Source organism: Rhodopseudomonas sp. BR0G17 (genome assembly GCF_010907025.1).
GTDB classification, from domain to species: domain Bacteria; phylum Pseudomonadota; class Alphaproteobacteria; order Rhizobiales; family Xanthobacteraceae; genus Rhodopseudomonas; species Rhodopseudomonas palustris_H.
Window position 1 is genome coordinate 26,171 of the sequence record NZ_QUML01000016.1, and the last position, 14,098, is coordinate 40,268.

Here is a 14,098-nt window from a genome sequence, read left to right on the forward strand (position 1 = left end):
CTCAGCTCCGTCTAGCCCTATGCGTGATGGCTCCGAACATTGAGCGCGCCATACGCCGCACTCATCGCACGTCTCTGCCTGCGTCCACGCGCCGCTCCGGCAATGGCGAGCGACCGATGCGAGGCTCCGTCCAGACAAGCCTGGAATTCGGCGATGCTTGGATGGGCGAATAGGTCCGTAACTGGAAATCGAAGCCCGATCGCCGCCTGAATGCGCTCGTGCGCCGCGATCATCTGCAGCGACGTCGCGCCAAGATCGAACAGGTTCGCCCTGGCATCGACCGACTTGCCCAGCAATGCGCTCCAGATGTCCGCCACGATCGATCCGACACTGTCGTCAGAGAAATCTTCATCGTCGGTACGCGCGCCCAGCTGCTCCGTCGCGATCAGGTCGCTCAGCAGCTTCGCTCTGTCGATCTTGCCGTTCTTGTTGAGCGGCAACTCATCCACGATCTTGATAGTTGATGGGATCGCTTGGGCGGGGAATTGCGATTTGAGCCTGCGGATGATGCCGGCTTCAAGATCATCGGCAGCGTCACCTGGCAGCGGCTTCAAGAAAGCGACAATCCGCTTTACGTCGCCTCGATCCGCGGACAGAACCACCGCCGCGTCGGCCAGGACCGGATCCTGCCGCAGCGCCTGCTCCACGCCGTCGAGCTCGATACGCACGCCGTTGATTTTGACCTGACGGTCCCGCCGACCACGGAACTCGATCGCTCCGTCGCTCCGGCGACGGACGTAATCCCCGGTGAGATAAAGCCGAGCCTTCGGATCGTCAGACAACGGATCAACGACAAACTTCTCTGCGGTCAGCTCCGGGCGATTGAGGTAGCCGAGCGCGAGCCCGATCCCACCCGCGCAAAGCTGACCCTCCTCACCGTCGGGAACGGGCTCTAACGCATCCGATAAAATGTGCACACTCGTGCCCGAAATCGGAAAGCCGATCGGCACCGGCCCATCGCCCCAGCCGGTGCGCGGGATCGAATAGCAGCACGTGAACGTCGTATTCTCGGTGGGCCCGTACCCGTTGACGATCGTGCAGTCCGGCAGCAGTGCCATCGCACGACGAACGTGCACCGGCGAAAGAACGTCGCCGCCGGCCAGCAGGGTCGTGAGCCCCGACAACGCCTCTGGCCGCTCGTCGACCATCAGATGGAAAAGACCGGCGGTGAGCCAGGCCGCGTTGACCGAGAAACGCCCCAGCGTCTCGGCGATCCGATCGACCGACAGCACCGCATCTTCGACGATGACGATCTGCCCGCCGTTCAGCAACGGCCCCCAGATTTCCAACGTCGAGGCATCGAACGCCAATGGCGCCGCATGCAGCATCACGGTCGCGGGCGACAACGTCATGAAATCCGTATCAACAACCAGCCTGACGATGGCCTGATGCGGCACCACAACGCCCTTCGGCCGCCCTGTTGATCCCGACGTGAACATCACATAGGCAGGCAAGGATGGCGTCAGATCAAGCGCCAACGGATCACCGGGCTCAAGCCGCGAGGCATCGAGCTCGTCACTCAGGCGGCGCTGCTCGATCGCGTCAATCAAAGCCGGTTGATGCTCCGTCAAAACCAGCGTCGGCTGTGCATCCTGGATGGCGCCGCCGATCGCTTCCGGGCCTAGCCCGATATCAAGGGGCATATAGACTCCGCCCGCCTTCAAAATCGCGGTCATGCCGATCAGCGTATCGATCGAGCGCCCAGTCAGGAGGACAACAATCGAGCCAACCTTCACGCCTCTTTTGACAAGCAATCGTGCCAATTGGTTCGAACGAAACTCAAACTCGGCAAAGGTAATCCGCCCACGCTCGGAAATGGCGGCAACGGATTCCGGAAAACGTTGGGCAATCTGCTGAAGAACATCTGGAACGGTGCATGCCACGGCCGCGTCCCTGCCAGATCCTTCTTTGATAACCACGGTGCTCGCCATGACTATCCCTACCCTTGCAACCAACTAACGGCAATCTGCCTCGCATATTAAGCTTACTCTTAACCCGACTGTAAGCGAAAGCGCTAACGCGGATCGATCACGCGAGCCTGATCCCGATCAACGATAGTTTCTGCGACGGCGAGCGTTGACCTATATGTCAACGCACTCCACTCATCGCGCCTCGCGAGCGCTACAAGGAACCATCGCAACCGTCGTCGCTCGACACCAATGCCTGCGGAACAGCCCTTGCGAGCCGGACACTTCACACGCCATCCTCTCTCACGCGCACAATTTGATGAGAGACTAACTCGCACTTGAAAGGCTCTCAAAAACCTACAATGATGTTGCACAGCGCAACGACCCAACGTCGCACACGCACTACGATGCGACTTCGCGCACCGCGATCACGATATTTCTGCACTACGTTGAACGCCAAGCTGTTCAACGCCGAATGCATCCTTGTCAACGATCACTGGGTATCGCGCAATGTCATTGCAATCACTCGGAGACCGCCTTGATGCAAGCGCCGGACGCCCTTCCGGCTTCGACTACATGAAGGTCTCGCTCGCGGTCATGGTGATCGCGACGCACAGCGTGCTGACGAGCTATGGGCAAGCCGCGGATGCCGCCATGTGGGACACGCCCGCGCGGCCATTCCTGCGATCTGTGCTTCCGATGTTCTTCGGAGTGAGTGGGTTTCTGGTTGCCGCCAGCCTGGATCGTTGCAAGACGCTCATTAAGTTTTTTGGACTTCGGGCGATCAGAATATTCCCGGCGCTTACCGTAGAGGTGCTGCTGTCCGCATTTCTGATCGGCCCGATGCTGACCACACTGGCATTGAGCGACTATTTCACCGACAAGCTGTTCTTCCTCTACCTGCTCAACGCGATTGGCGAGATCCACTATCTTCTTCCAGGCGTGTTTCAAGACAATCCCAAGCCCGACATCGTCAACGCTCAACTCTGGACCGTCCCTTTCGAGTTGTACACCTATGGGGCGATCGGTCTGCTGGCCATTGCCGGCGTGCAACGCTATCGCATCTTGGGTCCGATCTCGGTTGGCGTGCTGATCGTATTTCATTTCGTCGCCCGCCTGTGGTGGCATGGATGGCAATATCTGCCCTTCAACGGCAACGTTCCGGGTTTCGCCCTGATGATCTCGGGGATCGTCGGCCTGTCGCTATATTACTACCGCTATGAAATTCCGTGGCGCTGGTCCGTATTCTGGGGCGCCACGGCGGTTGCGTTGCTCGGGATGTACTCCCGCTACGGCGGCGAATATTTTGGCGCGCTGGTCGTTCCTTATGTCGCGATCTTCCTAGGCCTCACCACACCGCGCCGCCTCGCAATTGTGCGCGACCGCGATTACTCGTACGGGATGTACCTGTACGGATTTGTCATCCAACAGACCTTCGCAGCCACGATTCCGTCCGGCCGCGTCTGGTGGATCAACATCCTGGTATGCGTGCCGCTCGCAGCGATCCTTGCGGCGATGTCATGGCACTTTGTGGAGCGTCCCGCTCAGCAACTGAAGTCTCTGGTCGGGTCGTTTGAAAAGCAATATCTGCGGATCATGCGCCGGACCACAGTAGTCCGCGGCAGTGCTCCTGTGAGAGCGGATGCATGACGATCTGGGCCGGCGAGCAGGATCTGCACCTCCTGCTCGGACATCTCAGACCACCTGGCAGTCACAACTTGATCGAGTGAGACAAGACAGAATGGCGTTCGACCGCGCTCGTCTTGGGCGCCCCACATCCTTTTTCGGTCAGCTCAGCGCTCGGGCACGCCGGTTGGTACCGGTAGTGGTGACGACGACAATCATCGCTGCCGGCGCTGCCGTTGGTCAACGAAGCGCCCTCGCCTCAGATGCGACCGGCGATCGCGCCGAACAGCAGACCAGCCCGTGGGGCGTCGCCACCGGCGCCGAATGGCTTGATGATCATCGCCGGTTCAATCCGATCCTGGCGAAGGCTGGAGTGAAATGGCTGCGGGCATTTCAGGAATGGCAGACCATTCAACCCACCCCAGGCATCTGGAACTGGGCCCCAGCGGATCGACTCGTCAGCGATGCAACGGCAAACGGCATCAGCCTCCTCTATCCGCTGGCCTATCTGGCGCCCTGGGCCTCCGCCGATGGCGGCACCCGCGCTTTCCCGATTAAGGACATCCAGTACTGGAAAGACTACGTCGGCGCCATCGTCGAGCGTTATCGCGGGTCGGTGAAACACTGGGAGATCTGGAACGAGTTCAACGGCAGCTTCGCCGTTAACGGAAATCCGTCCATCTACGCCGAGCTGGTCAAGGAGGCGTCGTTGGCCGCCAAGCGGGCCGATCCTTCGGCAAAGATCGGCGTTAGCGTCGCAAACTTCGACGTCAACTTCCTGGAACGCGCGATCGAAGCGGGCGCGGCCGGACATTTCGATTTCATCTGCGTGCACCCCTACGAAAAGCTCGATCTGCTCGAGGCCGGAGGCGAGATCGAGTTTATGGCGATGGCATCGACGCTGCGGCGGATGCTTGCCTCACATAACCTGGACAACTCGCTCCCGCTGTGGATCTCGGAAGTCGGCGCCGTCGCAACCACCGAACCGAGATCTGAAGCCGGCCAATCGCGACTGCTGACAAAAGCTTACGTGCTCGCGCTCGCCTCCGGGTTCGAGAAGATCTTCTGGTTCGAGGCGCGAGGGCCGGCCTATCACGATCAGGCAGACCACGGATTGCTTCGCACGGACTTTTCACCGCGCCCCTCATTCGAAGCGCTTGCAACCCTGATCCGTCTGCTGGGCGATCGCCCAACCTATCTTGGATGGGTCCGAGCGGACGCTGAAGGTCTGGGCTTTGTCTTCGAGGGCCGACAAGGTCCCGTACTGGCCGCTTGGACCACATCGAACAAAACGGTTGAAACGACCTTCCAGTCGCCGGTTTTGGTCACGCGTACCGACGGCTCGGAGGTCACTCTGGATGCCGACAAGCCCCTCAGCCTGTCGTCCACGCCCCAGTTCGTTTCGAAGCTTCCGGACGCAATCGTGCAGCAGGCGAAGAAGAACCGCGACCTGCCGATCCTGCAAGATGTAGACTTTTCAAAGGTGGACGCTGTCGCGATCTCTCTTGGTGAGACCAATCGCGGCGCCGGTCTCCAGCAGATCAATCCGCAGACCACCAAGGTGTTCGCGGACGAGGGTTCGACCTCGCGGCGGCTCGATTTTTCGGTCGCGAACAATGAAGGTCACTACGCCTATTTCGCGGTATCGCCGCAATTCGTTCCTTGGGGCACCCGCCGCCTACAGATCAGCGCAACGGTCAAACGGCTGCCTGGAAGTCCGAAGGCAGGCTTCAGCTTGGACTATGAATCCCAGAAGGGTTACGTCAACGCTTCCTATCGCGAGATACCGAGCGAAACGGACTGGCAGGAATTGACATGGACGATCGATGACGCGAATTTCGTCGGCCAGTGGGGCTGGCACTTCCGAATAAACGCGATTGCCTCGCCCAGCGAATTTCTGGTCAAGGACATTCGCGTGGAAAAACGGCCATGACACGCGCCTCCGATCAGGCCATCATCGGACGCCGATCGGCTGAAGACTGAACAAGAGCTACGCATGTCTGGTCAACCAGGACTTGTCGATTGCGACTTCACGCTGGCGCTCAACAACAGGACCGGTAAGTTCTTCTTCTGCGGCGATCTCATCGCCGGCTCGAAGGATCTGATCCGGAAGGTGTATTACTGGAGGCTCGGATTAGACCGGCTTCCCACCGGGCTGATTGCCCGTATCCTGGGCCGTCTGGCCGTCGTCGAGATTGATCTGCGGGTTCGGCATCCCAGGACACTCACAGCCTTCTTGTCGCGCCGGAACAGGCTGCCGATCGTCTTTACCGATCCAAGAGAAGTCCTCATCCACGATCTGCGCGAAACCGATATCATCCTTTGCCACGACGTCGGCCCCCTGACCCATCCGGCCTTTTACGCCGATGGTGTCGAGCAGATCTACCGGGCTGCGTTCGATCGCATTGCGGAGGCCAAGCCGCATCTTCTGTTCGCCAGTGAAAGCTCGTGCGAGGAATTCAAGCTGCTCTATGGCGACGATTTCCCTTATCTGGGCGTTCTGTATCCGCCGATCAGGTTCGCTTCGGGCTCCTCGGACCAGCAACCGGTGACGTCTATCCCGGGCAAGTTCTTTCTGTCCGTCGGCAGCCTGGGAACCCGCAAGAACCAGTTGCGGGCGATCGAGGCCTTTGGACGAACCGGCCTCGCCGAGAAGGGGTATAGCTATGTGATCTGCGGCGGCCCGGAGCCTGGCGCCGAACACGTCATCGCCGCCGCAGACCGCACCCCCGGCGTCATCATCCCGGGGTACGTCAACGATCCCCAGCTTCTTTGGCTGTACTCCAACGCAGAAGGATTCATCCTCCCAAGTTTACTTGAGGGCTTCGGCTTACCGGCAGCCGAGGCGATCCACTATGGAGTAATACCGCTGCTGAGCCGAGGAGGAGCTCTCCAAGAGGTCGCAGGCCCATCAGCTATCCTCGTCGACCCGTTGGATGTCGACGCGATCGCTCAGGGAATGCATCAGATCTCAGCTATGAGCGAGGACGAGAAGGCGCAGCGCTTGGATCAGATGCGAACGAGTATTGCGAGGTTTTCAACAGAGAACGCCCTACGGGTCTGGCGATCCGTTCTGTCCCAGGCCGCATCGCTTCACCAGCATGCGGATGCAAGCCCCTCCACATCGCTATAGCGACTGCAGCGCAACGTCAGGCAGACATTTTCGCTAACAGATGAGTCTCTGTGAGAGCAGCCCGCGGTGAAAGAGATTCCCGGCTTCAGCGCAGGCTGGTAGGCTGAAATCATGCTTGTCGAGAACCTTGCTCATTTCAGCGCCGATACTCGTTTTGAGGCCGACCTCGTCATTATCGGAGGCGGCCCAGCAGGCCTCACCATAGCGCGCGAGTTGCGAGGTGCTCCGCTGCGCGTCCTGATCGTCGAGAGCGGACTGCTTGAAGAGGCCCCTCAAGCAACCGAGCTCTCGACGCTGGAGAGCATCGGCGAGCCGAAAGCCCCTCACCAAATTCAGAAGAGGATTGCTTTTCACGGCGCCAATTGCCGCTCCTGGACTCAGGACCAGCAACCTTATGGTGTCCGCTGTCGAGCGCTCGGGGGCTCGACACATGCTTGGGCAGGAAAGTCGGCAGCTTTCGATGGCATCGATTTTCAGGAGCGAGCATGGGTCCCGCATTCCGGCTGGCCGATAGACCGATCCAGCCTCGATCCGTTCCTCGATCGGGCAGCCGACATTCTGAACCTCGGACCGAACCGTTACGACGACACCCTTTGGACCCTGCTCGGCATTTCACCTCCCGAACCCCAACTCGGCACGCAGGGGCTTCGCTCGTTCTTCTGGCAGTTTTCGCGATCCCGGATCGATCCTCTCGACATTATGCGGTTCGGCGCCGACTTTCTCAGGGTGGAAGCCGACAACATTCGCGTTCTGCTCAACGCAACCGCGACACGCCTCGATCTGACCCAGGAGGGAGACGGGTTTCGCGGATTGGAGATCGCGACAATCGACGGGCAACGCCACACCGTGCACGCAAAGGCCGCCGTGATCGCCGGCGGCGGTATCGAAAATGCGCGCCTTCTGCTCGCTTCAACCACGGTTCACCCCAACGGAGTTGGCAATCAGCACGATCTGGTGGGCCGCTTCCTGATGGACCATGCCGGCGCGCGGATCGCCAGGTTCGGCGGATCGAACGCCAACCAGATCATGCGGCGCTTTGGATTCTACGGCCTCCGCAACAGCGGTCGCACCTCGATGTACATGCATGGCCTCGCGATCACGCCTGAAGTGCAGGAGCGAGAGCATCTCTTGAATTCCGCGATCTACTTCATGCCGGAGCATGCGGCGGACGACCCATGGGACGCCGTCAAACGGCTCCTTACCGGAAAGAGTAAGCGACAGGTCAAGGATGCCATGCGTGCCATCGCCGGCGCCGGTCTCCTCGGCAAGGGCGCCGCCATGAAGCTACTGTCGAGCAACCGGCTTCCGGTCGCCGTCAAGGACCTCATCGTCCAAACCGCCATTCGTTACATGCCTAATGTGGCCGCGGACGACTTCCTCAGTCGCGGCGTTCCGCACAAGGTGACGGACGTGTGGATCGACGCCATATCCGAGCAGCGGCCTGATCCCGACAGTCGCATCACGTTGTCGGAGAAGACGGACAGGTTGGGCCTGCCGTTGCCACGGGTCGATTGGCGGATCAACGCTGACGAGCGCCGAACCATCTTGCGGCTCGGCCACATCGTGCAGTCGGCTTTTGCGCACGTGCAGCTACCGAAGCCGATCCTGGAACCATGGGTCGCGGAAGGCGCATTCAACGACGCCGTGATTATCGACATGGCGCACAGCATGGGGACCACACGGATGTCGGCGTCGGCGCGATCAGGCGTGGTCGACGAACACTGCCAAGTACACGGCGTTCGCGGTCTTTACGTCGCGGGAAGCTCGATCTTTCCGACCAGTGGCCACGCCAATCCAACTCTTATGATCGTGGCCTTTGCGGTCCGTCTTGCCGACCGTATTCGACAGACCTTGCTATAGTCCTCTTGCCCCGGATCGGCGTGCCGCTGCGAGAACACCGAGCCCAGATTCGAGCGCCAAACTGGTGCTCGACCTCACTCTCGACAACGCATCGCGCTTGGCACAGGCCAACGCCGCGAAGATGAAGAACGGCAGCCCCAGGTCAGTCAGCGCACCCGCCAGAACCTGCGTCACCAACATCGCCGCACAAGTGACCTTGGCTGCCTTTCTGTAGCCCTCGTCCCTCGCGTCCACACCGTTACCGTCTTTTGCCAAGAACACCGACAGAAAGAACCCGACGAAGAGGATGCTTCCAACCACTCCAAGGCTCGCAAGCACCGCAATCGGGAAGCTCGACGCTCGCATGCTGCCGTTGCCAACGCCGAACCCAAAGGTGTCGAAGAAGTTCTCGAGCCCTTGTCTGTTCCAAAGCGATCTCTCGACCCCCGAGGAACTCGACAGTTTGTTCAACACCAACTCGTTGAGAATGTCTGCCACATAGCTCGATGCACGATCGTCGGCGAGAATTCCCAGGATGATGAACGCCACCACGAACGGCGCCCCGGCCAGCAGAACCATCGATTCAATACGCAATGCGCCGGAGAACGACGCCGAGACGATCTGGAAATAGAAGATGCCCAGCACCACCGCGAGCCCGACATAGGCCGTTGACGATTTCGAAAGCAGCGCCGCGCCGAGGGACAGCACGGCCAGGACCAGCGACAAGCGCCGGTAAACTCCACAAAGCCAGAGCTGGAACGTGAAAGCAAAGAACGCGACCGTCATCGATCCGAACGCGGACGCCTCGGTAAACGATCCGACCAGTCGCTTCGAGCCCGCAAGCTCCACCTCGGTCAACAACCCGTAGGAGGCATTTCGGATGAACGACAAGATTTCAGTGGTGTTCGAATAATAGGTGGCGAGGTCGACGACCGAGAAGGCCAAGTTGGCGGCGACGCACAGGATGGCGGCACTCCCTAACTGGCTTCTTCCCACGTAGGAAGTCGCATACGCCCAGATCAGAACGAAACAGACCAGATCTCCGACAAGATAGACCGACTGCGTGAAGTTCGACGTCGCGGGCTGAAGCACCACCATGTAGCCGGTGGTTCGCACCGGATAGACGAAGGTGTCGCCGGCAAACAGCCGCGGCATGAAATAGGCCGAGACCAGACAGTCGATCACGATCAGCGCCAGCCAGAATCCAGGCGTCCCTATCACCAGGGCATCGGACAGCCGGCTCCGACAACCCGGTTCAGCAAGAATGCGGATCGTCAGAAACCCTAACAGCAAATGCGATGGGGTGACGTTGGTGCCGCCCAGGCTCGGCAGCGTGAAGGCGGCGGCCGCGCCGAGCAGGATCGAGCATACAAAGGCGTGAATGATGAAAGATACAGGCTGAAAGAGGCAGATCACGCCGAGCGCGAGCGTGATCATTCCGATGACTTCGATCGTCATGGTGTTGCCCCGGAGCCTTTCTCTTGCTGTCGGCGGCCGGAGCTCATTGGGGCTCGGCCGCGCTGAAGTTTCTCGCTTTAGTCAAATCTGTCAACGTCTCCTTCGAACCGGCCATGCCGTCCGGCGGCTGTGCAGCCTGCCGCTTGTCCCGATAATCGGACCGATCCCGCCAGTCCAGACGCGGCACCAGACCACGTACGCGAATAGAGCGATCCGAGCTACGCTATCAGGACAGGCAGTAGGGCGTGGCCGCCATGATGTCCTGGCGACCGCCGGACTCTGCGCATCGCCTACTAACTCAAGCATCATCGCATGCCCACGGGCTTGATAGACGCCATTTCGCCCATTCCCATTAGGAGCGCCCCATGAATTTACCATTGTCCCAAACAAACAAGCACGGGCGATCTTATTCCCTCTACAGTTGTCTTGACACTATCTGGCGCCATCGGCAGATCGATAGTTGGCCAGAACGCGAGAGGCGTTCTGGAGATCGCATTAGGTGAACCCATTGCCCTTTCGTCGACTGACGATCAACGGGAAGTTCCTGACAGCGCGACCTACCGGCGTCCACAGGGTCGCCGATCAGCTTATTCGCCAGATCGTTTTGAACCAGGATCTCCTGGACGGCGTATTTTCGACCTCACCGACGATCGTTGCTCCCAAGTCCGCACCGGACGGCACGCAAGGCGTTCACGTTGAGCGCTATGGCCGCTTGCGCGGGCAGCTGTGGGAGCAGATCGACCTGCCCCGCGCCGCCCGATCCGATCTGCTGCTCAACCTCTGCAATCTTGGACCGGTGGCGATCGGCAACGCGATCACCATGATCCATGATGCACAAGTGTTCATCACGCCGCAGTCCTATTCGGCTGCTTTTCGCACGTGGTATAAGACCATTCTGCCGCTGACCGGGCGAAGACATCGTCGCATTCTGACAGTGTCCCATTTCTCCGCCGAGCAACTGGCGAGAGCCGGCGTCGCCGATGCCGAGCGCATTTCGGTGATCCATAACGGTGTCGATCACGTCCTGACGTACCCCCGAGCGCCCGAGATCATCGATCGTCTCTCGCTTGCACGGCGGCGCTTTGTGGTCGCGCTGTCTTCCACTCAGGCGCACAAGAATATCAAGGTTCTACTGGACGCCTTTTCCAGCCCGGAGCTTGGCGACATCAAGCTCGTCCTGTTTGGCGGACATGATCGCCGCGACTTTGACCGCTTGTCACCCAACATTCCAGCCAATGTCGTATTTGCAGGGTCCGTGACCGACGGTGAGTTACGGTCCCTCTTAGAAGCGGCGCTGTGCGTAGCATTTCCATCGACCACGGAGGGCTTCGGCCTGCCACCTTTGGAAGGAATGGCTTTGGGCTGCCCGGCCATCGTCGCGCCCTGCGGTGCCCTTCCCGAGGTCGCAGGGAAAGGGGCGCTCTACGCGGCGGCAGACAATCCTAGGGAGTGGATCGAAGCGATCAGGTCGCTCGCGGGCTCGGCTCCCTTCTGGCTGGAGCGCTCCGCCGAGGGGGTCGCGCAGGCAGCGAATTTTACGTGGCGGAAAGCCGGGGCGGATCTTTGCAATGTCATTCGACACGTCGCCGAAGACAAATAGCGAAAGCCTCGTTGACGGGTCGACGAGGTCGACCAGGATCGCGGTGGTGGTCGCCAGCACCGGCCGCCCCGAGGAGCTTGGTCGCTGGAAAGATCACATTCTCCGACAGACCCTCCAGCCAAGCCGGTTCGTATTTGCGGTCGTGAAGCCGTCAGACCTTCCGCCCTCGGATTCGATGCTGGCAGGCGCCGAGGTTGTCTACTGCAATCCGGGACTTCCCGTGCAGCGCAACGCTGCGCTGGAGTTGCTCCTTGGCTCTACGGACATCATCGCGTTCTTTGACGATGACTATGTCCCCTCGGCCTATTGTCTCGAGGGGATCGAGGATTTCTTCCTGCACCATCCTGCAGTGGTCGCCGTGAATGGATCGCTGCTGGCGGATGGGATCAACACCGCAGGGATTCCGTATGAAGAAGCCATCGCGCTGGTCGACGCCAACGATCGGAACGGCAGGCCCAAGGCCAACGTAATCTGTTCGCTCGATGGACTGTATGGCTGCAACATGGTGTATCGCAGCGCTGCCATCGGGGCCGAGCGCTTCGACGAGAACCTGCCGCTCTACGCTTGGCAAGAGGATATCGATTTCGCGGCACGCGTGGGCCGCCGAGGCAGCCTCGCCCTGACCACAGCCTTCGCCGGAGTTCATCAGGGTGTCAAAGCCGCTCGTCTGGCTGGCGTACGCCTCGGCTATTCGCAGATCGTCAACCCGGTCTATCTGATGCGGAAGGGGACCTTGTCTGTCAAAGCCGGGATCCGGCTGATCGCGCGCAATCTGGTAATGAACCATGTTCGCGCCTTCAAGCCCGAGCCGTGGATCGATCGCAGAGGACGCTGCAAGGGAAACTGGATAGGCATCCTGGACCTGGTGATCGGACGCGATCATCCAAAGAACATTCTTTCCATTCGCCAGTGACTTTCGACGCGGATTATTTTACCGCCCACATTGACGTCGCCAACACAGCCACCGCGATCGCGAATGCGCTCCGATCAGGCCGAAGTTCGGCATTCGCTGTCGATCTACCGCCTGATCGCTGATCGTACGAGATGCAGGATTTTCGCTTCGGCGCCTGCTGGTCGCCCTGCGACAAACCAAAGCGCCAGGATGGCAACGGCATAGACCGCCCCAGCCAACAGAACGGCCCCCACCAACTTCGCGGCCATCAGAACAATTTGCGGCTCGTGTTCCAGGTCACACGTGAGCGGATAAACCGCAGCCGCCATCATCGCGCCCGCCACGATCGAACGCCAATGCTCCGCGACCTGCTTCCATGCCGCCCAGCCGATCGTTTGTTGTGCCGCCCGCATCGAAACCGCTGCCACGAATAACGCGGTCAGCATTCTCATCCCGACCGCCCCTTCCATCCCGAACAGCCAGATCGCGACCAACAAAATCGGCATCTTGAAGAGCAATTCCGACAGCGCGATCGGGAACAGCGCCTGCGTCCGGTTCAACGCCATCAACAGCGGCGATAGTGGCGACACGAACAGCGACGGAATAATCGACAACGCCATGAACGATACGATCGGCGAGATCACCGTCCATTTTTCGCCCAGCACCAGGCGGATCAGCGGGTCCGCAACGAGTCCAAGTCCGATCAGCACCGGCAGGCCAATGCAGACGATCATCGCAGCGCTTGCTCGATACGCATCTTTCAATCGCGCGGGATTGTCGTGGATCAGTGAAAACGCCACGGTGAGCGGATTGAGAAGCTGAACGATGATCACCTGGGTCGGCAACGACGCCAGATTTGATGCCATGGAGAACCGGCCGAGGTCCTGACGGCTCACCATCCGGCCCAGCATCAACTGGTCGATCTGCCAGTTCATAGCCCCGACCAGTTGATTGATCGTGGACCAGCGTACGAAGGCAGAGAATGCACTCCATTCCGCTAGCGACAGACGCGGCCTATATCTAAACGCGATGTGGCTCGCGACAGCTATCGTGAGTGGCGTCGCAATCGTCCCGACAGCGATCGCCCAATACGAGCCCGTGCACCAAGCCACCACCACCGACACTACAAGCGACGTCAGCTTACCCATCGCCTCCAAAGCGACGATCGGCCGATAATCCATCCGACGGGTAAACTCAGTGATCCGCGGGCTTCCCAGGCTCCGGACTGCCGGCGCGGTGCCGAGCGCCGAAATCAACCAGATTAGCCTTTCGTCCCGATACAGTTCGGCGATCGGCCACGACAACGCGATCACCACCGCCATCAAGATACAGGACCTCAACAGCCCCACGGTGAAGGCCGTGTCGTAATGTCGTTTGGTGGGATTTCGCACTCTGACGAGCGCCACGCCGATCGGGATTTCCATGACCGCTTCGACGATGAAAATCACGGACATCGCGATGGCTACGATGCCGAAGTCGGCAGGCGTCAGCAGCCGTCCCAACAGGCTCAGGGTGATCAGATCGATGCACCGCGTAATCAGGCGCGAGGCGACCAGCAGGCCAGCGCTCGCCGCGGCTCGCGCACCAACCGGCGCCTCAGCGTGACTCTCGGAGCCCATCACCCACCAGACATCAGACCCGCG

9 protein-coding genes are annotated in these 14,098 nt (G+C 60.1%); 6 read left to right on the forward strand and 3 right to left on the reverse strand.

Annotation, left to right across the window (positions count from 1 at the left end):
* Window positions 1-17 precede the first annotated feature (17 nt).
* Window positions 18-1,931: a non-ribosomal peptide synthetase gene (locus DY467_RS14065; protein ID WP_164636832.1), complete on the reverse strand. Its 1,914-nt coding sequence runs from the start codon at window positions 1,929-1,931 to the stop codon at window positions 18-20.
* Between the two features lie 486 nt (window positions 1,932-2,417).
* Between DY467_RS14065 and DY467_RS14070 the strand changes: the two genes are divergently transcribed.
* From DY467_RS14070 to DY467_RS14085, 4 genes are all read left to right on the forward strand, one after another.
* Complete coding sequence (locus DY467_RS14070) at window positions 2,418-3,557, forward strand: acyltransferase family protein (protein ID WP_164636835.1); 1,140 nt, start codon at window positions 2,418-2,420, stop codon at window positions 3,555-3,557.
* A gap of 91 nt (window positions 3,558-3,648) precedes the next feature.
* Window positions 3,649-5,466 carry a glycoside hydrolase 5 family protein gene (locus DY467_RS14075; RefSeq protein WP_164636837.1) on the forward strand — a complete coding sequence of 606 codons (1,818 nt, stop codon included), beginning with the start codon at window positions 3,649-3,651 and terminating at the stop codon, window positions 5,464-5,466.
* A 63-nt stretch (window positions 5,467-5,529) separates the two neighbouring features.
* Complete coding sequence (locus DY467_RS14080; RefSeq protein ID WP_164636840.1) at window positions 5,530-6,666, forward strand: glycosyltransferase; 1,137 nt, start codon at window positions 5,530-5,532, stop codon at window positions 6,664-6,666.
* Between the two features lie 111 nt (window positions 6,667-6,777).
* Window positions 6,778-8,526, forward strand: a complete 1,749-nt coding sequence (locus DY467_RS14085) for a GMC oxidoreductase (RefSeq protein ID WP_164636843.1) — start codon at window positions 6,778-6,780, stop codon at window positions 8,524-8,526.
* Here DY467_RS14085 and DY467_RS14090 read toward each other — a convergent pair.
* Window positions 8,521-9,963: a hypothetical protein gene (locus DY467_RS14090; RefSeq protein WP_164636846.1), complete on the reverse strand. Its 1,443-nt coding sequence runs from the start codon at window positions 9,961-9,963 to the stop codon at window positions 8,521-8,523. The two genes, DY467_RS14085 and DY467_RS14090, sit on opposite strands and share 6 nt — an antisense overlap.
* A gap of 499 nt (window positions 9,964-10,462) precedes the next feature.
* Here DY467_RS14090 and DY467_RS14095 point away from each other — a divergent pair, with 499 nt between their 5' ends.
* Both DY467_RS14095 and DY467_RS14100 read left to right on the forward strand, forming a co-directional pair.
* Window positions 10,463-11,563 carry a glycosyltransferase family 4 protein gene (locus tag DY467_RS14095; protein WP_164636848.1) on the forward strand — a complete coding sequence of 367 codons (1,101 nt, stop codon included), beginning with the start codon at window positions 10,463-10,465 and terminating at the stop codon, window positions 11,561-11,563.
* The gene (locus tag DY467_RS14100; protein ID WP_164636850.1) at window positions 11,532-12,476 is read left to right on the forward strand and encodes a glycosyltransferase family 2 protein; all 945 of its coding nucleotides are present in this window, start codon (window positions 11,532-11,534) and stop codon (window positions 12,474-12,476) included. Before DY467_RS14095 ends, DY467_RS14100 begins: the two co-directional genes overlap by 32 nt.
* Before the next feature lie 104 nt (window positions 12,477-12,580).
* Here the strand turns inward: DY467_RS14100 and DY467_RS14105 are convergent, their stop codons facing one another.
* Complete coding sequence (locus DY467_RS14105) at window positions 12,581-14,074, reverse strand: lipopolysaccharide biosynthesis protein (RefSeq protein ID WP_164636853.1); 1,494 nt, start codon at window positions 14,072-14,074, stop codon at window positions 12,581-12,583.
* Between the last annotated feature and the right edge of the window lie 24 nt (window positions 14,075-14,098).

Excerpts from the sequence above, each read along its gene's own strand:
- DY467_RS14065 (WP_164636832.1), bottom strand. The coding sequence starts at position 1,931 with ATGGCGAGCACCGTGGTTATCAAAGAAGGATCTGGCAGGGACGCGGCC.
- DY467_RS14070 (WP_164636835.1), top strand. The coding sequence starts at position 2,418 with ATGTCATTGCAATCACTCGGAGACCGCCTTGATGCAAGCGCCGGACGC.
- DY467_RS14075 (WP_164636837.1), top strand. The coding sequence starts at position 3,649 with ATGGCGTTCGACCGCGCTCGTCTTGGGCGCCCCACATCCTTTTTCGGT.
- DY467_RS14080 (WP_164636840.1), top strand. The coding sequence starts at position 5,530 with ATGTCTGGTCAACCAGGACTTGTCGATTGCGACTTCACGCTGGCGCTC.
- DY467_RS14085 (WP_164636843.1), top strand. The coding sequence starts at position 6,778 with ATGCTTGTCGAGAACCTTGCTCATTTCAGCGCCGATACTCGTTTTGAG.
- DY467_RS14090 (WP_164636846.1), bottom strand. The coding sequence starts at position 9,963 with ATGACGATCGAAGTCATCGGAATGATCACGCTCGCGCTCGGCGTGATC.
- DY467_RS14100 (WP_164636850.1), top strand. The coding sequence starts at position 11,532 with ATGTCATTCGACACGTCGCCGAAGACAAATAGCGAAAGCCTCGTTGAC.
- DY467_RS14105 (WP_164636853.1), bottom strand. The coding sequence starts at position 14,074 with ATGGGCTCCGAGAGTCACGCTGAGGCGCCGGTTGGTGCGCGAGCCGCG.